General features: G+C 62.0%; 20 protein-coding genes and 3 pseudogenes. 14 read left to right on the top strand and 9 right to left on the bottom strand.

Annotated features, from left to right (window positions below; translation table 11 throughout):
* Positions 1-86 precede the first annotated feature (86 nt).
* A complete protein-coding gene (locus KY379_RS16370) occupies positions 87-1466 on the top strand; it encodes a sodium:solute symporter (RefSeq protein WP_133328152.1) in 1380 nt (459 codons plus the stop codon).
* A gap of 63 nt (positions 1467-1529) precedes the next feature.
* Here KY379_RS16370 and KY379_RS27275 read toward each other — a convergent pair whose 3' ends face one another.
* A complete protein-coding gene (locus KY379_RS27275; protein WP_306466571.1) occupies positions 1530-1658 on the bottom strand; it encodes a PA1414 family protein in 129 nt (42 codons plus the stop codon).
* 124 nt (positions 1659-1782) lie between these two features.
* A complete protein-coding gene (ptrR, locus tag KY379_RS16365; protein ID WP_133328150.1) occupies positions 1783-2676 on the bottom strand; it encodes a putrescine utilization regulator PtrR in 894 nt (297 codons plus the stop codon).
* Between the two features lie 105 nt (positions 2677-2781).
* Between ptrR and KY379_RS16360 the strand changes: the two genes are divergently transcribed.
* Positions 2782-3945, top strand: a complete 1164-nt coding sequence (locus KY379_RS16360) for an MFS transporter (RefSeq protein WP_261240887.1) — start codon at positions 2782-2784, stop codon at positions 3943-3945.
* 51 nt (positions 3946-3996) lie between these two features.
* On the opposite strand, the gene KY379_RS16355 is transcribed toward KY379_RS16360, so the two are convergent.
* The gene (locus KY379_RS16355; protein WP_261240888.1) at positions 3997-4923 is read right to left on the bottom strand and encodes a DMT family transporter; all 927 of its coding nucleotides are present in this window, start codon (positions 4921-4923) and stop codon (positions 3997-3999) included.
* 95 nt (positions 4924-5018) lie between these two features.
* The gene (locus KY379_RS16350) at positions 5019-5426 is read right to left on the bottom strand and encodes a transcriptional regulator (protein ID WP_133328144.1); all 408 of its coding nucleotides are present in this window, start codon (positions 5424-5426) and stop codon (positions 5019-5021) included.
* Between the two features lie 151 nt (positions 5427-5577).
* Between KY379_RS16350 and KY379_RS16345 the strand changes: the two genes are divergently transcribed.
* The 3 genes from KY379_RS16345 to KY379_RS16335 all read left to right on the top strand — a co-directional run bounded on the left by KY379_RS16345 (position 5578) and on the right by KY379_RS16335 (position 6754).
* Entirely contained in the window at positions 5578-5850 is a 273-nt protein-coding gene (locus KY379_RS16345; RefSeq protein ID WP_261240889.1) for a hypothetical protein, read from the top strand.
* 122 nt (positions 5851-5972) lie between these two features.
* Entirely contained in the window at positions 5973-6143 is a 171-nt protein-coding gene (locus KY379_RS16340) for a YhfG family protein (RefSeq protein ID WP_261240890.1), read from the top strand.
* Positions 6140-6754 carry a Fic/DOC family protein gene (locus KY379_RS16335; protein ID WP_261240891.1) on the top strand — a complete coding sequence of 205 codons (615 nt, stop codon included), beginning with the start codon at positions 6140-6142 and terminating at the stop codon, positions 6752-6754. Before KY379_RS16340 ends, KY379_RS16335 begins: the two co-directional genes overlap by 4 nt.
* Before the next feature lie 53 nt (positions 6755-6807).
* Here KY379_RS16335 and KY379_RS16330 read toward each other — a convergent pair whose 3' ends face one another.
* A complete protein-coding gene (locus tag KY379_RS16330; protein ID WP_133328140.1) occupies positions 6808-8130 on the bottom strand; it encodes a DEAD/DEAH box helicase in 1323 nt (440 codons plus the stop codon).
* A gap of 142 nt (positions 8131-8272) precedes the next feature.
* Between KY379_RS16330 and KY379_RS16325 the strand changes: the two genes are divergently transcribed.
* The 3 genes from KY379_RS16325 to KY379_RS16315 all read left to right on the top strand — a co-directional run bounded on the left by KY379_RS16325 (position 8273) and on the right by KY379_RS16315 (position 11570).
* Positions 8273-9574 (top strand): mechanosensitive ion channel family protein, encoded by a 1302-nt coding sequence (locus KY379_RS16325; RefSeq protein ID WP_196171839.1) that lies wholly within the window; start codon positions 8273-8275, stop codon positions 9572-9574.
* Between the two features lie 1282 nt (positions 9575-10856).
* A complete protein-coding gene (locus KY379_RS16320; protein ID WP_261240892.1) occupies positions 10857-11138 on the top strand; it encodes a DUF3077 domain-containing protein in 282 nt (93 codons plus the stop codon).
* A 117-nt stretch (positions 11139-11255) separates the two neighbouring features.
* Positions 11256-11570 (top strand): DUF3077 domain-containing protein, encoded by a 315-nt coding sequence (locus KY379_RS16315; RefSeq protein WP_261240893.1) that lies wholly within the window; start codon positions 11256-11258, stop codon positions 11568-11570.
* Positions 11571-11631: 61 nt separating this feature from the next.
* Here the strand turns inward: KY379_RS16315 and KY379_RS16310 are convergent.
* The 4 genes and pseudogenes from KY379_RS16310 to KY379_RS16295 all read right to left on the bottom strand — a co-directional run bounded on the left by KY379_RS16310 (position 11632) and on the right by KY379_RS16295 (position 14633).
* A pseudogene (locus tag KY379_RS16310) lies at positions 11632-12570 on the bottom strand (AEC family transporter).
* A 1-nt stretch (position 12571) separates the two neighbouring features.
* Positions 12572-13447: a carboxylate/amino acid/amine transporter gene (locus tag KY379_RS16305; protein WP_133328132.1), complete on the bottom strand. Its 876-nt coding sequence runs from the start codon at positions 13445-13447 to the stop codon at positions 12572-12574.
* Positions 13448-13609: 162 nt separating this feature from the next.
* Positions 13610-14209, bottom strand: a complete 600-nt coding sequence (locus KY379_RS16300) for an FMN-dependent NADH-azoreductase (RefSeq protein ID WP_133328130.1) — start codon at positions 14207-14209, stop codon at positions 13610-13612.
* A gap of 109 nt (positions 14210-14318) precedes the next feature.
* Entirely contained in the window at positions 14319-14633 is a 315-nt protein-coding gene (locus KY379_RS16295; protein ID WP_133328128.1) for a 3-phosphoglycerate kinase, read from the bottom strand.
* A gap of 48 nt (positions 14634-14681) precedes the next feature.
* Here KY379_RS16295 and KY379_RS16290 point away from each other — a divergent pair, with 48 nt between their 5' ends.
* The 6 genes and pseudogenes from KY379_RS16290 to KY379_RS27415 all read left to right on the top strand — a co-directional run.
* Entirely contained in the window at positions 14682-15605 is a 924-nt protein-coding gene (locus KY379_RS16290; protein WP_133328126.1) for a LysR family transcriptional regulator, read from the top strand.
* Between the two features lie 12 nt (positions 15606-15617).
* Positions 15618-16430 (top strand): alpha/beta fold hydrolase, encoded by an 813-nt coding sequence (locus tag KY379_RS16285; protein ID WP_133328124.1) that lies wholly within the window; start codon positions 15618-15620, stop codon positions 16428-16430.
* On the top strand, positions 16424-16981 hold the full coding sequence (locus tag KY379_RS16280) for a peptidylprolyl isomerase (protein ID WP_133328122.1): 558 nt from the start codon (positions 16424-16426) through the stop codon (positions 16979-16981). The genes KY379_RS16285 and KY379_RS16280 overlap by 7 nt, the downstream gene beginning before the upstream one ends.
* Before the next feature lie 62 nt (positions 16982-17043).
* The gene (locus KY379_RS16275; protein ID WP_133328120.1) at positions 17044-18876 is read left to right on the top strand and encodes an ABC transporter ATP-binding protein; all 1833 of its coding nucleotides are present in this window, start codon (positions 17044-17046) and stop codon (positions 18874-18876) included.
* Positions 18797-19468 (top strand): annotated as a pseudogene (locus KY379_RS27420) (MCP four helix bundle domain-containing protein); the annotation flags it as partial. The gene KY379_RS16275 and the pseudogene KY379_RS27420, both read left to right, overlap by 80 nt.
* A gap of 138 nt (positions 19469-19606) precedes the next feature.
* A pseudogene (locus KY379_RS27415) lies at positions 19607-19975 on the top strand (methyl-accepting chemotaxis protein); the annotation flags it as partial.
* Between the last annotated feature and the right edge of the window lie 60 nt (positions 19976-20035).

Genomic DNA, 20035 nt, shown 5'->3' with positions numbered 1-20035 from the left:
GCCGCCGATACCCCACGAGAACGCCGGGCGCCGTCGCCGCCCGCGTGCTCGACCGCGCCATAATAAAGACAATCGGGAGACCCCCAATGGCCTTGGACATCATCGTTGTAATGCTCTACGCCGCCGCCATGCTCGGACTTGGCTGGTACGGCATGCGCCGGGCAAAGAGCCACGAGGACTATCTGGTGGCAGGACGCAACCTGGGCCCGACGCTGTACATGGGCACCATGGCCACCACCGTACTCGGCGGCGCATCCACCGTCGGTACCGTACGCCTGGGCTACGTCCATGGCATCTCCGGCTTCTGGCTCTGCGCCGCGCTAGGCATGGGCATCATCGCCATCAACCTGTTCCTCGCCAAACCTCTGCTGCGCCTGCGCATCTTCACCGTCACCCAGGTGCTGGAGCGACGCTACAACCCCCTCGCCCGCCAGGCCAGTGCCGCCATCATGCTCGCCTACGCGCTGATGCTCGGGGTGACTTCCGTACTGGCGATGACCACCGTGCTGCAGGTGCTGCTCGATCTGCCATTCTGGGCGTCGCTGCTGCTGGGCGGCGGAGTCGTGGTGATCTACTCGACCATCGGCGGCATGTGGTCGCTGACCCTGACCGACATCGTGCAGTTCGTGATCAAGACCGTGGGCCTGATGTTCATCCTGCTGCCGGTATGCCTGTACAAGGCCGGTGGCTGGGACGAGCTGGTGGCCAAACTGCCGGCTGCCAGCTTCCAGTTGACCACCATCGGCTGGGACACCATCGTCACTTACTTCCTGATCTACTTCTTCGGCATCCTCATCGGCCAGGACATCTGGCAGCGGGTGTTCACCGCCCGTGACGAGAAGGTCTGCCAGCGGGCCGGTACCGCCGCCGGGATCTACTGCGTGCTCTACGGCCTGGCCTGCGCCCTGATCGGCATGGCCGCCCATGTGCTGCTGCCGGATCTGGCCAACCCCAACAATGCCTTCGCCGAAATGATCAAGAGTGCACTGCCCGACGGCATTCGCGGGCTGCTGCTGGCCGCTGCCCTGGCCGCCATGATGTCCACGGCCAGCGCCGCACTGCTGGCGGCCTCCACCACCCTGACCGAAGACATGCTGCCCAAGCTGCGCGGCGGCAAGCAGTCGAGCCTGGGTATCAACCGCCTGTTCACCCTCCTCACGGGACTGGTGGTACTGGGCATCGCCTTGGTGGTAAGCGATGTGATCAGTGCCCTGACACTGGCCTACAACCTGCTGGTCGGTGGCATGCTGGTGCCACTGATCGGGGCGATCTTCTGGAAACGTGCCACCACCGCAGGGGCGATCACCAGCATGTCGCTGGGCTTCGTCACCGCGTTGGTATTCATGTTCAAGGATGGGCTCGATGCCAATACGCCGATCTACTACAGCCTGGCAGCCGGCCTGGTGAGCTTCGTGGTGGTCAGCCTCGTGTCGCCCAAGGCGGTGGCTGACGTGAAACTGGCCTGACAGACGACAAAAAGGCCGCTGCATCCCCCGGACGCAGCGGCCTTGTCGTGTCTGATCAGCTGGTCAGCGACGGCGTGGTTGGCGCTTGCGCTGCTCTTCATCAGTCGGGATCGGTACCGGCTGCAAGGGTGGTGGAATCAGCCCGAGCGCGACACCCAGGTCGTGGAGCCAGTTGAACATTTGGTTTTTCATAGTGCCCCCTTGACGGGTCAGCCTCACGGCAAATCAATCCTGCGATGTTTCATACAGATCATAGTCCCATGTGCTGTATTACGCATGCCCTTATGCTTACAGATATGGTCGAATTTGATACAAATCAAGCGGAAACGGCTGCTTCCGACGGTTGGTTATTCGTTTCGGTTTGTTGCAGATCGATCCAGGCCTGCAAATTCGCCCCGCACATGCCCTGACGCCACATCAGCCAAGTGACGGCGTGATCGAAGGGCGCCTGCAGGCGGTGCGCCCGAACCTGATCACGCCCAGGCAGGCTGTCGAGCATCGATTCAGCCATCAGCGCCACCCCCGCCCCAGCAATCACGCAGGCCAGCATGCTCTGGTACGACTCGATCTCCATCACCCTGCCCATCGGGGTGTGGGCATCGGCATACCAGGCCTCCAGGCGCATTCGGTACGAGCAGCCCTGACGGAAGGTGAACACCGCCTTGCCCGCCACATCCCGCGCACTGCGTACCGGCGGATGCTGCGCACAGGTGATGAGCAGCAAGGTCTCGTCACACAGCGGCACGCCGTCGAGCCCGGCCAGACTGGGCGGGCCATCCACCAAGGCAGCATCGAGCCGATGGTTGAGCAGGCCTTCGAGGAGTTCGCCGCTGGGCGCGGCCTGCACCTGCAGGTTCACCTGGGGGTAAGCCTGGTGATACCGCGCCAGCAGTCCAGGGAGGTGAATGGCCGCCGTGCTGTACATGGTCCCCAGCACGAAGTCACCGGCCGGTTCTCCCCCTTGCACCGCCGCGACTGCTTGGTCATGCAGGGCCGACAGACGGTGGGCGTAGTCGAGCAGCACCTTCCCAGCGGGGGACAACTGCATCCGCTGGCGCTCACGCAGGAACAACTCGACACCCAGTTGCTCCTCCAGCTGGCGCAGCCGCGTCGACAGGTTCGACGGCACCCGATGCAGGCGCTCGGCAGCGCGGGTCACAGAACCTTCCTCGGCCACGGCCTGGAAGATGCGCAGTTGGCTGAACTCCATTGCGTTCTCCAAAAAAGAACAACTTGATCATCATTATTCAATTTAACTGAAAGTACAGGCGCCGTAACCTGCCATGCATCGTTTACTTGTCTGAGGGTTCAGCCAATGTCGCCATTCGTACAACTGCTGGCCAGCGCCGTGGCCCTGATGATGGCCATGGGCATCGGCCGCTTCGCCTTGACCCCGCAGATGCCCCAGTTGATCGCTGAGGGGCAACTTGACCTCACCGCGGCGGGTCTGGTGGCGGCAGCCAATTACCTGGGCTACTTCCTCGGCGCGGTGGATGCCATGTTCGCCCGCAAGCCCACCCAGGTCCGCCTGCGCTTGCTGGGCGGCCTGTGGTTGTGCGTGCTGCTGACCCTTGCCTCCTGGGCCGCCCACGGCTTCTGGAGCCATGCGCTGCTGCGTTTCGGCACCGGCGTTGCCAGCGCCTGGGTGCTGGTGATGATCACCAGCCTCAGCCAGCAGGTGGCCAATGCCAGTGGACGTCAGCGCCTGGGGGCGCTGGTTTTTGCCGGCCCTGGACTTGGGATCGCCCTGACCGGCCTGCTGGCACTGGGCGGGCATTTGCTGGGGATCGACTCGGCTGGTCTGTGGCTGGTGTACGCGATGGCGGCGCTGATCATGCTGGTGGCCGTACAAACGGCCTTGCCCCGCGCTTTGGAACCTGGCCCTAGCAACACCCGCCAAGGTTCGAGCCGTAGCCCAGGGATAGTACGACTGGGGCTGGTTTACGCTTTGTACGGCGTCGGCTACATCCTGCCAGCCACGTTCCTGTCGCAAATGGCCAATCAACAATTTCGCGGCAGCTGGATGGCCGACCTGTTCTGGCCAGCCTTCGGCATAGCGGCGGCACTGGGGGTGGTGCTGGTCAGCGCACGCCGACCGGGCCGCACATCGGTCTGGTTGAGCGCTACCTTGTGGCTGCAAGGCTTGGGAGTGCTGGCTTGCCTGCTAGGCGGCGGCTTCGGCCTATCGCTTGGGGTGGTGCTGTGCGGCACACCGTTCCTGGCCTGCATGCAGTTGGTCATGCAGCGCTCGCGGGAACTGGCCCCCCACGCCACACAGCGTAATGCCGGTCTGCTGACCGCCTGCTTCGCCCTTGGCCAACTGAGCGGGCCGTTGCTGGCGGCGCTGAGCAACCATTACAGCGGGGACCTGCAGCCTGCGCTATTGCTGGCGGCAAGCGGTTTGGGAATCGCGGGTGTGCTGGTGCAAGTCAGTGGGCGTGGGCTGCAGGGATGCCCGAATCCCGGCAGGATAGCCTGACAGTTCGGCAATGTCCGTACTGACCCGTGAAGGGGCCGGGATGCGCGACTGTCAACCCACCAACTTGCGCAGTTGCTGCTTCACCCACGGTTCGGCACTGACCAGCAGCACTCCGGCCAACACCATCATGGCACCCAGTACGAAATTCACGCTCAGGGGCTCATCGAGCAACAGCACGCCAAAGGTCACTCCGAACAACGGCGTGATGAACGAGAACACCGCCAGGTTCGAAGCCAGGTACTTGCGCAGCAACCAGAACCAGGTGAGGTAGCTGATGAACGAGACCACGACCGCCTGAAACAACACACTGCCCACCGCCAGAGGCGTCAGCGCTACTGCGCCAATCTGCCCGCTCAGCAAGGCGATCAGCAGCAAGCCGGCAAAGCCGATCGCCAGCTGGTAGAACAAGGTCAGGCTCGCCGGCGCTTCGGATAGACGGGAGCAACGAATCACCACGGTTGTCGCTCCCCACGCCAAGCCCGCCAGCACGCCCAGGGCATCGCCCAACAGCATGCGATGATCGATCTGCTCGAACGACATGCCCCCGGCGAAGGCCACGACGATTCCGCCGAAGGCCAACAGGATGCCAAACCATTGCAGCAAGCGCAGGCGCTCGCTGGGCAGGATGAAATGCAGACCGAGCGCGGTGAACATGGGGGCGGTGTAGAGGAACACCGACATGTGCGCCGCCGAGGTCAGTTTCAGCCCTTCGGCGATGAACAGAAACTCCAGACCGAACAGACCGCCAGCCAGCAGACCCGCTTTCCACGTATGGCCGGCTTGCTTGAAGTCGCCTCGCCACACCACCAAGCTGCCGACCAGCAGGGCGGCGATGCAGTTGCGCAGTGCCGCCTGCATCACCGGGGCGATATCGACGGCAGCCCATTTGATCAGCACCTGCTGGCAGCCCCAGATCAGGCACAGCCCCAGCATGATCTGGAAAGCGAAGGCGTCGGGGCTCTTGCGGGCCCCGTTCATGGACGGACCACTTGGAGGGATAAAGACATGGGACAGACTCGGCAGTCGATAAGGGATGACCGATTATCGGGTTTCCGGGGCCGCCCTCGCCACCCTCAAATTGCGCCACCGGCGATCTCAGCTTTTTTTGAAACCTGTTCGAATGTGCTCTCGTCCAAGGCATCCTCTTGTTCGTCGAGCACCTGGCGTGGATGCTCGGGGTCCGGAATACTGCTGTCGATCAGGCTCAACAGGCGTGAGCCTCGCTCGGTCAACACGAAGTTCTCACCGTTGCCGCCCTCCTCCTCAGGCCGGCTTTCGATGAACCCGCGCTCGAACAACAACTTTTCATACTCGCAGGCGCGGGTTTTCAGGTGATCCAGATCACCCACGGGTTGGCCTTTGGCGGCCAGGTCGGCTGCGTGCTGCTCGGCATAAGGGCGTGGGGTGAAACTGTGATCGGCACCGTTCTGCACCTCGTGCAGCAAGCGTTCGATCAGGTCCCAATCGTAGGATTTGCGCATGGCCATGGCCTCCAGTTGTAGGTGAAGGGGTACATAGCGTGGGACCGATGACCGACAGCGGGCGTTCAGAAAGTATCGGCGCTCGGAAATTTTCTGAACTTCCCCGCCCTGAAAAGCTCCACCGCGTACACCACTGATGGAGGTGATCAGGATGAAACTGCTGCCAAGCCTGGCCTGCGCGGTCGGTTTGCTGTGCACCGTGCCGGCCTGGGCGTGCACGCCCGAAGAGGCCACTCAGAAGCGTGAGGAATTGGCCGGACTGGTGACCCAGTTGACCGAGCAGAATCCGCAGAAGGCCAAGGAGATCAATGACGAACTCCAGGGGATGGAGCTGGGGACTGCCAGCAAGGACCTGCCGGACAAGTGTCAGTTGATCGACAAGCGGATCAGTGAACTCAAGACCGCAGAGCGCAAAGCCGATTAGTTGTAGGCCGAATCCAGACTCGCCTTTGGGATTGCGCGGATTGCTCTGGGGGCACAGACGGTATCCCGGTAGTGCGATCAGATCAGCTACAATCCCTGTACACGCATCCTAAAGGTATAGACATGGAAAAGCTCAGTTTGGAAGCCAAGAAAGCGTGGTTCGCCAAGCACCGCAACGCCAACTATGCGGCGAGCCTGCGCCTTGAGGGTATATGGGTGCAGAGAGGCGAGGACGGAATCAAGCTGCCAACCCGTGCCGCAGCTCTCAAGGCTGTGCGGCTGATCAAGGCTTGAGGCGGGACAAGTACGGTTCTGGTCAAGATGCGGACTGCTATCCGGGCACGGATGTTCTCATCAACTTGCTCGATTTGCGCAACGCCGATGACCTCGAAGACGCCGAGCGCTACCTCAGCGCGGTCGCGGCGTCTCGCCTGGAGTTCACGCCCCCACCCTATAATCTGGACTCCCTCAAACGGATACACCGCGCTCTGTTTTCCAACGTCTATAGCTGGGCCGGTGAAGTCCGTTTCAGTGCGATCAGCAAAGACAAAACCCGCTTCTGTAGCCCTGAGCGTATAGAACCAGAAGCGGCAAGGGAGTTCGGGAAGATGGCCGAGGCGGGGTGGTTTGAAGGCTACTCGCGAGACCAATTGGTAGTTGCGGTAGCGGAGTCGTTTGGCACTCTGAACGTCGCGCACCCTTTTCGGGAAGGTAATGGTCGTACCCAGCGCATCCTGTTTGAATGGATCATCATCAATGCCGGGCTCCCAGTAAACTGGGAGTTGGTCGATAGAGAAGAGTGGGTCAATGCCAATATCCGCTCATATCTAGGTGACGATGGGTGGCTGATTCACATATTCGACCGCTGCATCGGGCAACCCATCATGGAGAGCGATGCACTGTAGGCGCCATCCCTGGCGCCGCGCATGTGCACATCAAACATCCCCGCGGCCAGGCCTTACTCAGCCGCTGGCTTGCGCTTCTTCAGCGGGGCGAGACCATCGGCGCTCGACAGTGGCGCATTGGCCTTTGGTTTGGCGGTCGGCTTGCGTTTGGCCGCAGCTTTCTTCTCGCCGGTCTTCTTCTCGATCTTTTTCTTCTTGGTACCGGCGGCCTTGCCCGATGCCTTGACCTTCTTCGGCCCGTTGTAGGTGCCCTTCACTTCCTTGATGACCCGGCGTTCGAACTGCTGCTTGAGGTAGCGCTCGATGCTGGACATCAGGTTCCAGTCATTGTGGGTGATCAACGAGATCGCCAGGCCTTCGCCGCCGGCGCGGCCGGTCCGACCCACACGGTGCACGTACTCATCGCCGCTGCGCGGCATGTCGAAGTTGATCACCAGGTCCAGGCCGTCGATATCCAGGCCACGGGCCGCCACGTCGGTGGCCACCAGCACCTTGGAGCTGCCTTGCTTGAAACGCTCGATGGCCAGCTTGCGGTCCTTCTGATCCTTCTCGCCGTGCAGCACGAAAGCTTTCACGTCCTTGGCTACCAAGTGGCCATAGATACGGTCGGCCAGGGCGCGGGTGTTGGTGAAGATGATCGCCTTGTCGAAGGTCTCGTTGGCCAGCAGCCACTGGACGATCTGCTCTTTGTGCTGGTCGTGGTCGGCAGTGATGATCTGCTGACGGGTGCCTTCGGCCAACTGCGAGACACTGTTGAGCATCAGGTGCTCAGGGTCTTTCAGGACCTTGCCGATGATGTCGCGCAGTGCCGCGCCACCGGTGGTGGCGGAGAACAGCAGGGTCTGCTCGCGGTTCTCGCACTCCTTGCACAGGCGCTCCATGTCTTCGGCGAAGCCCATGTCGAGCATGCGGTCGGCTTCGTCGAGGATCAGCACCTGCACGTGGGACAGGTCGAGGTTGCCGGCGTTGAGCTGCTCGAGCAGGCGACCTGGAGTGCCGATCAGCACATCCGGCACCTTGCGCAGCATGGCGGCCTGTTCCTTGAAGTCCTCACCGCCGGTCACCAGGCCCGACTTGATGTAGGTGAACTGCGAGAACAGCTGCACCTGCTTGAGGGTCTGCTGGGCCAGTTCGCGGGTCGGCAGCAGGATCAGCGCGCGAATCTCTACGCGGCGCTCGCGCAGATCGACCAGGCGGTTGAGCAATGGCAACACGAACGCGGCGGTCTTGCCACTGCCCGTCTGCGCGGTCACGCGCAGGTCACGCCCTTGCAGGGCCAAGGGGATGGCCGCGGCCTGCACCGGAGTTGGCTCGACAAATTTAAGCTCGGCCACGGCTTTAAGCAGGCGTTCGTGCAGGGCGAATTGGGAGAACACGGAGGTAACCTCAGGCAAGTGCGGGAAATTCGTCGCATAGGGTAACGTTTTCTGCAGCCGGAGCCGAATTTCTTTTGGCCTTCGGCATGTCATCCACGGTCTAATAGCCGCTCTTTTCGCTACACAGATGTTGTAAAAGCCAATGGATATTCAAGGAATCTGGCGTGACTCCCTCGATTTGTGGGGCACCCTCGACCAACATCCCATGCTCCATGCCGCCCTCGGCCTGGCTGTTCTATTGCTGATATCGCTGGTGCTCGGCCGCCTGGCGCGCTTTCTGATATTGCACGCAGCGCGCTTGCTGGCACGTCAACCGGCACTGCACTGGGTCGACGACCTGCGCCACGACAAGGTCCTGCATCGCCTGGCGCAAACCGTCCCCTCGCTGGTCATCCAGTTCGGCTTGAAACTGGTGCCGGCGCTGTCCGATACCGCCCAGCACTTCCTCGGCAACGTGGCCCTGGCCTTCACCCTGCTGTTCATGACCATGGCGCTGTCCTGCCTGCTCGATGCGTTGTTGCGCATCTACGCACGCACCGAGCACGCCCGCACCCGCTCGATCAAGGGTTATGTGCAACTGGCCAAGATGATGCTGTGGATCTTCGCCTCGATCGTCATCGTCGCCACCCTGATCGATCGCTCCCCGTTGCTGTTGCTGTCGGGTCTGGGTGCGATGTCGGCGGTGCTGCTGTTGGTGTACAAGGACACGCTGCTGTCATTCGTCGCCAGCGTGCAGCTGACCAGCAACGACATGCTGCACGTTGGCGACTGGATCGAAATGCCCCAGGTCGGCGCCGACGGCGACGTGGTGGATATCACCTTGCACACGGTCAAGGTGCAGAACTTCGACAAGACCATCGTTTCTATCCCCACCTGGCGCCTGATGAGCGAGTCGTTCCGTAACTACCGCGGCATGCAGCAGTCCGGTGGCCGACGCATCAAACGCAGCCTGTTCATCGACATGGCCAGCGTGCGTTTCCTCAGTGCCGAGGAAGAACAGCGACTTGAGCAGGTGCAGTTGCTCACCGAGTACCTGGCCGGCAAGCGCCAGGAGCTCAAGGACTGGAACCAGGCCAAGGGCCGGCTTGCCGGGCACTCGGCCAACCGTCGGCGGCTGACCAACATCGGCACCTTCCGCGCCTTCACCCTCGCCTACCTGCAGAACCACCCCATGGTGCACCCGCACATGACCTGCATGGTCCGCCAGATGCAGACCAGCGCCGAAGGTGTACCGCTGGAAATCTACTGCTTCACCACCACCACGGTGTGGGCCGAGTACGAGCGGATCCAGGGGGATATCTTCGATTACCTGCTGGCGGTGCTGCCGGAATTCGGCCTGAGCGTTTATCAGCAACCCAGCGGCAATGATATGCGGGTTGGCTTGGCCGCACGGGGCCGGGAGTCGATCGAGCCGCGGCGGCTGGAAGAGATGAACGAGGCTTGAGATTGACGGGGCCGCTCGGCGGCCCCTAGAAATCCCGTTGCGGGCAACTGTGCGAAGTAATCAGATGAAACCTGACATAACCTTTTACCTCAGCCTTTTAGGCTTCGCTTCGGCCTGAGGTTGATAAAATAGCGTCCACCTTATTAGCCGTGCGTCTGGAAGACTCTCTCCAGCTGTTCCAGTCAATTAGCGCAGCAGGCAGCCGGTCATGGGCTTTGAGCCATTCACACAAACCAGGATCAATCCACTTCACGATTTCCGTGATGTCACGATGCAGGTTGTAGATCGGCTTCCATAAAAGCGGTTCGTGGTGGAAACACCGATTGCGCAGAGCCAGCTCCCTTTAATGCCGTGAATACCCACACGCGGCTGCAATGGTACCGGCAGGACTCTGTAGCGAAAAGCGAAACGCCCCTGAAAAATCTTCCCGTGTATGCCTGCGGGGCCAGCATCAACGGCTATTTCGATGGATCGTTCTGGTGACCGCGTGATCAAGTTCTTCGTTTCCCAGATTGGGATTCGGACGTTCATTTCCCAGCTTGGGGGTTGACGTGCGTATCGAGACTGGTAACCTGACCTCGCAGCCCTAGGAACCTCCACTCCCGCGCTACACGAAGCGGTGAAGAGACTAGGTTATGTGACGGCCCCGCTTTGCGGGGCCTCCTCTTTTCTGGCGTTTGAATTTTTTCGTCCGCCTGCATCGCCGTCTTGCTTCTCCCCACGCCTAAGGCGCGTTAGCCAAAACGCTTAGCCGAAATCAGATTTAGGCTCTTCTCTGTAGGACGTTTCCCAAAGATACTATTGCCGCCTTTTTTCCGTTGCGGCCTTCCCTCGATGCGTTCTAGTCTCGGGGTGTCGTTGCACATCAACGACCGGCTTTGACAGGCCGCTACGGTTAAATCGGTATAGCCTGCCTTTATGGCAGCTGTATGTGGGGCACGCTTGCGTGCGCCGGGCTTACGATTTCCACCGGTCTGTCAACCCGCGTACAGCTGCCACCCTCTGTTTGACAGCAGACGGTGGCCGCCCCAGAAAGGAAATCGTATATGCTCAAGATCGTTCCCGACCCACCGCACACCCCTTACTCCCTCGAAGATACCTAGCCTTCGCCCAGGCCGCGTTACCAGTCACATCACGTCATGCCTGGCCTGGCCTGATTGCGAGCAACCTTGCCTTACACTTCCACCACTCCCTTCCCCTGGTCTGCCAGGTGGGCGTGTAGGAACCGGCTTGCCGGCGATAAGGCCAGCCCAGGCACCCAACGCTTCAGGGAGATAACACCATGCCCATGGACGACACCAGCCGCAGGTTCACAGTCGGCAAAACCAAGTTCTACCAAGGTGAAAACCAGACCCAACCCTTGTTCTGCATCGAGCCTGGCATCCCCTGCCAATACGCGCGCGAACAAGCCTCCGAATTGATGGGCTACGCCCGCGACATGAGTATCGCCGGCGCGATGGACAACAACCCGCAATGCGTCTGGGCCGCCCACTACCTGAGCGCCCTGGCCAAGGCCCTGTTGGATGATGCCGAGTTGGGCATGCAGCGCGCAGATCCGCGCTGACTCAACCGGCCTCTGCGCGCAGTTGTAGGATTCGACGCTGTACCTGTGGGAGCGGGCTTGCCCGCGAACACGGGCGCAGCCCGTGCCATCCCCTAGCAATCCCAAGGACAAATCACCATGCCACCCTGCAAACCATCCCGCATCCCGCCACCCGAAGACCCAACGCCACAGACCCTGTTTCGCCCTTCCCAGCCGATCTTCTGCGTGACCTCGACCACATCACTCTCCTATGCCCAGGCAGAGGCGCAGAAGTTGATGGCGTGCGCCCGTTACCTGAACCAAACCGGGGTATTGATGGGCGATCGTCGAATGACAGAGGCGTCGTACCACATCAGCGCCATGGTCAAGACGCTGGTGGATGAGATCGAACAGGGAATGCTCCCTTCACGGCTTCGGGGCAGTTTTATTCGTAACCCTGTGGGTCTCGGGTGACTGGCAAGGGCCTGCCTCTGGACCTAAGCTGTGGCGCTCGATCTATCAAACGCTGAAGCTCTCAAGCCGAGCCCATCCCCAACAGATACAACAACCCCGTCAACGTCACCAACGACACCACGGTCGACAACAGGATCGTCCGCGAAATCAGCCCCGCCTCGCGGTTGTAGTACTCCGCCAGCATGAACGGCCCGGTCCCGGTCGGCAGCGCTGCCAGCAACACCGCCGAGGTCGCCCACATGGTCGGCAGGCTGAATACCTTGAACGCCAGCACCCAGGTCAGCGCCGGTTGCCCGACCAGCTTCAGCCACACCAACGGCCACGGGCTGGCCTAGGTCCCGGTGCGCTTCTCGGCCAGGAACGCGCCGAGGGAAATCAACGCACAAGGCGTGGTGGCCAACGCCAGCATGTCGAGAAAATGCAGCACCGGCTCCGCCAGGCCCAGTCCGGACATGGCCCAGGCAGCACCGACCACCGGCGAGAAGACCAGAGGGTTCTTCGCCAGGGCCTTGGCCACGACCAGGATCGCCCGACCGATCTGCCGCTCTTCCTGCAGGCCGATCTCGATCAATGTCAGCGAGATGGCGAACACCAGGCACACCACGATCAGCGACGAAATCAGCGCCGGTTGCAGGCCGGCCTGGCCGAACAGCAGTACGCACAGGGGAATGCCGATATAGCCAGTATTGGCGTATCCCGCACTCAACCCGTCGATGCTCGATGCCACCAGCCCATGGCCGCTGTACAGGCGCCAACCCAGGGTGATGACGAACATCGCCAGCGCCCCCGCCCCGAACGCCAGGATGAACCCAGGGTGCCAGATCTCGCTCCAGGTCGCCGTAGCGGTGACCTTGAACAGCAGCGCCGGCAGGCACAGCCAGACCACCATCTTGTTGATTTCGGCAGCGGCCTTGTCACCCAGCTTGTTGGTCTTGCGGCACAGGTAACCGACCAGGATCAGGGCAAAGATCGGCGCGACGATGACGAAGATGGTGTGCATGTCAGGCCTTCTGGCTCTGCACTGCGCGCGCCCTACCGCCCAGGCGGGCCAGCCACACGGACGCCAGGATGATCGCGCCGCCGACGAACAGCCGTCCAAGGGGCTCGTCGCGGTTCCAGATCAGCAGGTTGAGCAGCAGGCCCACCGGTACGTGCAGGTTGTTCATCACTGCCAGCGTACCGCCGGAGACTAGGCACGCGCCTTTGTTCCACCAGTACAAGCCCAGCGCCGTCGGGCACAGGCCAAGGAACAACAGCACCAGCCACTGCACGTCGGTGCTTGGCAGATGCTGGGCATTGCCAAATAGCAGGAACGCCGGCAATGCGATCAGCAACGCGCCCAGATAGAAGTAGCCGAAACGCTTGTAGTGCGGCAGGTCGCTGGGATGGCGGGCGACGAGGTGGCGGTACAGCACCTGGCCTGCGGCGTAGGTGAAGTTGGCCAGTTGCAGCAGCAGGAAGCCGATGAAGAAGTCGCCGGTGATGCTGTCGAAACGGATCACCGCCGCCCCCGCCACGGCCACCAGGGCGGCGATCAAGGCCCAAGGATTGAAGCGCCGGTTCAGGGCATCTTCGATCAAGGTCACATGCAGTGGTGTGAGGATGGTGAACAGCAGCACCTCCGGCACCGTCAGCACACGGAAGCTCAGGTACAGGCAGACGTAGGTGATGCCGTACTGCAAGGCGCCGATCAGCAGCATCGAGCGCATGAAGCGCGGCTCGACCTGGCGCCAACGGGTCAGCGGCAGGAACACCAGGCCCGCCAGCACCACCCGGGCGAGCACGGCGAAGTAACTGTCGACGTGCCCAGCTAGGTACTCGCCGATCAAGCTGAAGGAAAACGCCTGGATCAGCGCGACGATAATCAGGTAGCCCATGGTGCTCTCTCTTGAATCAAGGCCGCGACCTTAGCGGGTTGCAGCGCTGCAGTTCAACCATGGGGAATGTGGGGACAGAGACAAAAAAGCCCGGCCATCAGGCCGGGCAGGTACACCCAAAGGAGCAAAAACCAGGTGTCAGGGTTGGGAATTCGTTACCGATCAGGCCACCGCGGCCAGTTTCGCCTTGGCCTGGTTGAGGCCCTTCTCATGGAACTCGCCACTCATGTTCAGGCCTTCGGCGTGGATGAAATTGACATCGTGGATGCCGATGAACGCCATGACCTGCCGCAGATAGGGTTCCTGGTGGTCGCTGGCGGCGCCGGCATGGATGCCGCCACGGGCGGTGAGCACGATGGCACGCTTGCCGGTGAGCAGGCCTTGGGGGCCGGTCGGGGTGTACTTGAAGGTGATGCCGGCACGCAGCACGTGGTCCAGCCAGGCCTTCAAGGTACTGGGGATGGTGAAGTTGTACATCGGTGCGGCCATCACCAGCACATCGGCTTCCAACAGTTCATCGGTCAACGCGTTGGAGCGGGCCAGAGCTTGCAGCTCGCTGGCACTGCGCTGGTCTTCGGGCTTCATCCAGCCGCCGAGCAGGTCGGCGTCCAGGTGCGGTACCGGGGTCGCGGCCAGGTCGCGTACGGTGATCTGATCGGCCGGGTGCGCCGCTTGCCACTGGGCGATGAAGTCGCGGGTCAGTTGGCGGGACACGGAATCCTGTTGGCGGGCGCTGCTTTCGATGATCAGTACGCGGGACATGGCTGCCTCCATCGGCAATAAAGGGTGCGATTCGATGGAGAAGAGATTAAGGCTTGACCTATCGATAAAAAAGCGTAAAAAGTGGGTTCAATCTATCGATTAATCCGTTTTATTGCGCTTTGCAGTCCAGGTCTACCCGCAGCCTGATGATCTGTCGGTTGAATTTGGCTGTGACATCCACGCTTTTGCCGGCCGGCACATTCACCCGGCGCACCCGTGGCGCCTCTGGGCCATTACGGAAGGTGACCTTGCACTGGGCCGGCACCTGCCCATAGTTGTTCAGACTGATGCTGCCGAGGTCGTAGGCCGTGTCGTAGGTGGTGTAGTCGAGTTGAACACCGGAGGTCTGCTTTTCGACCTCGATCGGGTAAGCCATCGCCCCCACGGGCAGGCACAGCAGCAATACCGCACAACATTTCTTCATGGGCGCTCTCCTTGAGAAGAGCGCAGCTTAGGACAACAGGAGCCGAAGATGAAAGCGCCGCGCGTAACCCTGGATCAGTGGCGAACCCTGCAGGCGGTGGTCGACCACGGTGGGTTTGCCCAGGCCGCCGAGGCCCTGCACCGCTCGCAATCATCGGTGAGCTATACCGTGGCGCGCATGCAGGAGCAGCTGGGCGTGCCCTTGCTGCGCATCGACGGGCGCAAGGCGGTGCTGACCGAGGCCGGCAACGTGTTGCTGCGCCGTTCGCGGCACCTGGTCAAGCAAGCCAGCCAACTCGAAGACCTGGCCCACCACATGGAACAAGGCTGGGAAGCCGAGGTGCGCGTGGTGGTCGACGCCGCCTATCCCAGCGCCCGCCTGGTGCGCGCCCTCAGTGCATTCATGCCGCAAAGCCGGGGTTGCCGCGTACGCTTGCGTGAGGAAGTGCTGTCAGGGGTCGAGGAGGTGCTGCACGAAGGCATCGCCGACCTCGCCATCAGCAGCTTCAGCATCGGCGGCTACCTGGGCACCGAGCTGAGTTCGGTGGAGTTCGTCGCCGTCGCCCACCCTGAGCACAGCCTGCACCGTCTGGGCCGGGAGATCACCTTCCAGGATCTGGAAAGCCAACTGCAAGTGGTGATCCGCGACTCGGGCCGGGCGCAGCCACGCGATGTCGGTTGGCTGGGCGCCGAACAACGCTGGACGGTCGGCAGCCTCGGCACCGCTGCCACCTTTGTCAGTAGCGGCCTGGGCTTCGCCTGGCTACCGCGGCACATGATCGAACGCGAACTGCGCGACGGCGTGCTCAAACCGCTGCCGCTGGATCAGGGTGGCAGCCGCCATCCGCTGTTCTACCTTTATTCGAGCAAAGAGAAGACCTTGGGCCCGGCCACGCAGATTCTCATCGACCTGCTGCGCAATTTCGACACCGCGCCCCTGGACGTGCCCTTCGCAGCCCCCCCACAAGCCTGAGAGGACCGCGCCTTGGCCTATTTCGAACATGAAGGATGCTCTTTGCATTATCAGGAATACGGCCACGGCGACCCCGTGGTGCTGTTGCACGGGCTCGGTTCCAGCAGCCAGGACTGGGAGCTGCAGGTGCCGTTGCTGAGCCAGCACTACCGGGTGATCCTCATGGACATCCGTGGCCACGGGCGCTCCGACAAACCCCGCGACGGTTACCAGATCGCCACCTTCAGCGCCGACCTGCTGGCCTTGCTCGAACACCTGCAAACCGGACCGGTGCACTTCGTCGGGCTTTCGATGGGCGGCATGGTCGGCTTCCAGTTCGCCGTCGACCACCCGCAATGGCTACGCAGCCTGTGTATCGTCAACAGCGCCCCGGCGGTCAAGCGGCGCACCGCTTCCGACTGGCTATGGTGGGCCAAGCGCTGGAGCCTGGCGCGCCTGCTCAGCGTCGAGACGGTGGGCAAGGGTTTGGCCGAACGGCTGTTCCCCAAGCCCGAACAGGCCGATTTACGCCAGACCATGGCTCAACGCTGGGCCCGCAACGACAAACGCGCCTACCTCGCCAGTTTCGACGCCATCGTCGACTGGGGCGTAGAAGAACGCATCGGACAGATACGCTGCCCGACGCTGATCATCGCCGCCGACCACGATTACACCCCGATACACCTCAAGGAGCGCTACGTGGCCAAAATACCCAAGGCCAGGCTGGCGATCATCGACGATTCCCGGCACGCTACGCCCCTCGATCAACCTGACGTCTTCAACCAGACCCTGCTGCAGTTTCTGACCGCCGCTTCCACCTCTCAAGGATCTTTGAGCCCATGCTGAAAAACCTTTTGCTCACCGCCTGCTCGTTCGCTTTTGCCGCCAGCGTGATGGCCTCGGACAAAACCCCGCACGTACTGCTCGACACCAGCTTCGGCCAGGTCGAAATCGAACTCAATGCCGAGAAGGCGCCGATCAGTACGAAGAACTTCCTCGAATACGTCGACAGCGGCTTCTACAACAACACCATCTTCCACCGCGTGATCCCGGGCTTCATGGTCCAGGGCGGCGGCTTCACCGACCAGATGGTGCAGAAAGACACCCGCGATCCGATCAAGAACGAAGCCGGTAATGGCCTGATGAACACCCGTGGCACCCTGTCCATGGCGCGTACCTCCAACCCGAATTCGGCCACCAGCCAGTTCTTCATCAACGTCGCCGACAATGACTTCCTCAACCCCGGTCGCGACGCCGGCTATGCAGTGTTCGGCAAGGTCACCAAGGGCATGCAGGTAGTCGACCAGATCGTCAACTCGCCCACCACCATCAAGAAAGGCATGCGCGATGTACCGGCTGACCCGGTCTACATCAAGTCGGCCAAACGCATCGACTGATTGCCGGTCTCACAAGGATGTGAGCCACCTGCCGGTCGGTTGGAAAAGGAGTTGCACTGCCCATGCTGTATCGTCGTTTCGAGCAACTGATCGACATCTTCCGCGACGCGCCCAGCGAGTCGCCGCCCAGCCAGGTCTGGCCGTTCTACCTCTACTACCTGCGCCAGGTATGGCCCAGCTTTCTCGCCCTGCTGGTGGTCGGTCTGGTCGCCTCGGTGATCGAGGTGGCGATGTTCAGCTACCTCAGCCGCATCATCGATCTGGCCCAAGGCACGCCCAACGTCAGCTTCTTCAGCGAGCACAGCGGCGAGCTGATCTGGATGCTGGTGGTGATCCTGGTGCTGCGTCCGCTGTTCTTCGGCCTGCATGACCTGCTGGTGCATCAGACCATCAACCCGGGCATGACCAGCCTGATCCGCTGGCAGAATCATACCTACGTGCTCAAGCAGAGCCTGAATTTCTTCCAGAGCGACTTCGCCGGGCGCATCGCCCAGCGCATCATGCAGACCGGCAACTCGCTGCGCGATTCAGCCGTGCAGGCGGTGGACGCCCTGTGGCATGTGCTGATCTACGCCATCAGCTCGCTGGTGCTGTTCGCCGAGGCCGATTGGCGCCTGATGCTGCCGCTGCTGGCGTGGATTGCCGGCTACGTCGCTGCCCTCTTCTACTTCGTGCCACGGGTCAAGGCACGTTCGGTGATCTCATCCGACGCCCGCTCCAAGCTCATGGGGCGCATCGTCGACGGCTATACCAACATCGCGACATTGAAACTGTTCGCCCATACCGACTACGAACAACAGTACGCGCGCGAGGCAATTCGCGAACAGACCGAGAAGACCCAGCTGGCTTCGCGGGTCATCACCAGCATGGACGTGGTCATCACCACCCTCAATGGCCTGCTGGTGGTGGTCACCACGGGGATGGCCCTGTGGTTGTGGAGCCAGTCACTGATCACCGTGGGCGCCATCGCCCTGGCCACCGGACTGGTGATCCGCATCGTCAACATGTCAGGCTGGATCATGTGGGTGGTCAACGGCATCTTCGAGAACATCGGCATGGTCCAGGACGGTCTGCAGACCATCGCCCAACCGGTCACCGTGCGTGACAAACCCGACGCTCCGCCCCTCAAGGTCAGCCGAGGGAACGTGCGTTTCGACGATGTCGACTTCCACTATGGCAAGGGCGCCAAGGTCATCGAGGGGCTGAACCTGGATATCCGTCCCGGCGAGAAAATCGGCCTGATCGGCCCCTCGGGTGCGGGCAAGTCGACCCTGGTGAACCTGTTGTTGCGCCTTTACGACGTACAGGGCGGGCGCATCCTGATCGATGGTCAGGACATCGCCGAGGTCAGCCAGACCAGTCTGCGCGCGCAGATCGGCATGATTACCCAGGACACCTCGCTGCTGCACCGCTCGATCCGCGACAACCTGCTCTACGGCCGTCCCGACGCCAGCGAGGCGCAGTTGCTCGAGGCGGTACGGCGGGCACGGGCCGATGGCTTCATCCCGCAGTTGTCCGACGCCCAGGGCCGTACCGGCTTCGATGCCCATGTCGGTGAACGCGGGGTCAAGCTGTCCGGCGGCCAGCGCCAGCGCATCGCCATTGCCCGAGTGCTGTTGAAGAATGCACCGATCCTGATCATGGACGAAGCCACCTCGGCCCTGGACTCGGAGGTAGAAGCCGCGATCCAGGAAAGCCTGGAAACCCTGATGCAGGGCAAGACGGTGATCGCCATCGCCCACCGCCTGTCGACCATCGCCCGCATGGACCGCCTGGTGGTGCTCGACCAGGGCCACGTGGTAGAAACCGGCACCCATGCCGAACTGCTGGCCCAGCAGGGCTTGTATGCCCGCCTCTGGCACCACCAGACCGGGGGTTTCGTCGGCGTCGATTGACCCCTGCCCGCCCCTCAAGCGTCCGCCCACCTCGCCGATAGAAGTTGTCGTACGACTCAACAACTACAGGCCCTGGTGGGCCGGCGAAGTGATAATGCTGTTACGCAGATGGAGTGTCGCGCCAAGGGCTGCTTCGGGCTTTGCCTGTATTGCACTGATGGTTGCGTTTCTTGGGGTGTTTTCGCTGGCCAAGATGTCGACCATTCGTGATTCGGCCACGGCGATGGAAAAGGACTGGGTGCCAAGCATTCGCACCGTGGACGCCATCCGCGAAAACATGCTGCGCATCCGCACCATCTCGCTGCGCGTGGCGCTCGACCCCAACCCGGCCAACGTCGACACCTATGTCAGCCAGTACGAGGCGCGCAATACGGTGCTGATGCAAAACATCCAGGCCTACGAGGCGCTCGTCGACACGCCGGAGGAAACCCGCCTGTACCAGCTGTTCAGGCGCGACTTCGCGGTGTACCAGAAGGGCATGGCCGACTCCTTCGCCCTGGCCCGGCGCGGCGACAGCGCCGCCCTGCAGAAGCTCGTGCTGGTGGACATGAAGCCGATGGTCGATGGCACCGGTGCGCAACTGGCCGAACTGGGCGATCTGTATGGCAAGGGCATCGAGCGCGAGGGTACCCTCTCAGCCGAGCGCTATGGGCAATCGCGCACGGTGGTGATCGCGGTGATCGTGCTGGCGGCGCTGGTGACCATCGTCCTGGCCTGGCTGCTGACCCGGGCGCTGAACGCCGCCATCGAGGCCGCCCGGGCTGGGGAGTCCGGGCGTGGTTTTGCCGTGGTGGCCGACGAAGTAAGGGCCCTGGCGCACCGCACGCAGAACTCGACCCAGGAACTGGCGCAGAGTGCCGGGCAGGCGTTACATGAGATCACCTCAGGGATCAGCGAGATGTACGAGCGCAACCTGGTGATCGCCAGTGCAGCCGAGGAGCAGGCGCAGGTGGCGCGGGAGGTCGATCGCAATCTCACCAACATCCGCGACCTGTCGGTGCAGAGCGCCTCCGGTTCGCAACAGACCAATGCCTCGAGCCAGGAACTGTCGCGCCTGGCCACCGGGCTCAATGGCTTGGTGAAGCGCTTTACCCTTTGATGGCGGCGGTGGATGGCACGGGCTGCGCCCGTGTTCGCGGGACAAGCCCGCTCCCACAGG

It is taken from the genome of Pseudomonas sp. HD6422, from assembly GCF_025377065.1.
Classification (GTDB): Bacteria; Pseudomonadota; Gammaproteobacteria; order Pseudomonadales; family Pseudomonadaceae; genus Aquipseudomonas; species Aquipseudomonas putida_U.
Note: the sequence above shows the minus strand (reverse complement) of the source record. Positions and strands in the feature narration are given on the sequence as shown.

Coding starts and splice junctions, on each gene's coding strand:
- KY379_RS16370 (WP_133328152.1), top strand. CDS start 87: ATGGCCTTGGACATCATCGTTGTAATGCTCTACGCCGCCGCCATGCTC.
- KY379_RS27275 (WP_306466571.1), bottom strand. CDS start 1,658: ATGAAAAACCAAATGTTCAACTGGCTCCACGACCTGGGTGTCGCGCTC.
- ptrR (WP_133328150.1), bottom strand. CDS start 2,676: ATGGAGTTCAGCCAACTGCGCATCTTCCAGGCCGTGGCCGAGGAAGGT.
- KY379_RS16360 (WP_261240887.1), top strand. CDS start 2,782: ATGTCGCCATTCGTACAACTGCTGGCCAGCGCCGTGGCCCTGATGATG.
- KY379_RS16355 (WP_261240888.1), bottom strand. CDS start 4,923: ATGAACGGGGCCCGCAAGAGCCCCGACGCCTTCGCTTTCCAGATCATG.
- KY379_RS16350 (WP_133328144.1), bottom strand. CDS start 5,426: ATGCGCAAATCCTACGATTGGGACCTGATCGAACGCTTGCTGCACGAG.
- KY379_RS16345 (WP_261240889.1), top strand. CDS start 5,578: ATGAAACTGCTGCCAAGCCTGGCCTGCGCGGTCGGTTTGCTGTGCACC.
- KY379_RS16340 (WP_261240890.1), top strand. CDS start 5,973: ATGGAAAAGCTCAGTTTGGAAGCCAAGAAAGCGTGGTTCGCCAAGCAC.
- KY379_RS16325 (WP_196171839.1), top strand. CDS start 8,273: ATGGATATTCAAGGAATCTGGCGTGACTCCCTCGATTTGTGGGGCACC.
- KY379_RS16320 (WP_261240892.1), top strand. CDS start 10,857: ATGCCCATGGACGACACCAGCCGCAGGTTCACAGTCGGCAAAACCAAG.
- KY379_RS16315 (WP_261240893.1), top strand. CDS start 11,256: ATGCCACCCTGCAAACCATCCCGCATCCCGCCACCCGAAGACCCAACG.
- KY379_RS16305 (WP_133328132.1), bottom strand. CDS start 13,447: ATGGGCTACCTGATTATCGTCGCGCTGATCCAGGCGTTTTCCTTCAGC.
- KY379_RS16300 (WP_133328130.1), bottom strand. CDS start 14,209: ATGTCCCGCGTACTGATCATCGAAAGCAGCGCCCGCCAACAGGATTCC.
- KY379_RS16295 (WP_133328128.1), bottom strand. CDS start 14,633: ATGAAGAAATGTTGTGCGGTATTGCTGCTGTGCCTGCCCGTGGGGGCG.
- KY379_RS16290 (WP_133328126.1), top strand. CDS start 14,682: ATGAAAGCGCCGCGCGTAACCCTGGATCAGTGGCGAACCCTGCAGGCG.
- KY379_RS16280 (WP_133328122.1), top strand. CDS start 16,424: ATGCTGAAAAACCTTTTGCTCACCGCCTGCTCGTTCGCTTTTGCCGCC.
- KY379_RS16275 (WP_133328120.1), top strand. CDS start 17,044: ATGCTGTATCGTCGTTTCGAGCAACTGATCGACATCTTCCGCGACGCG.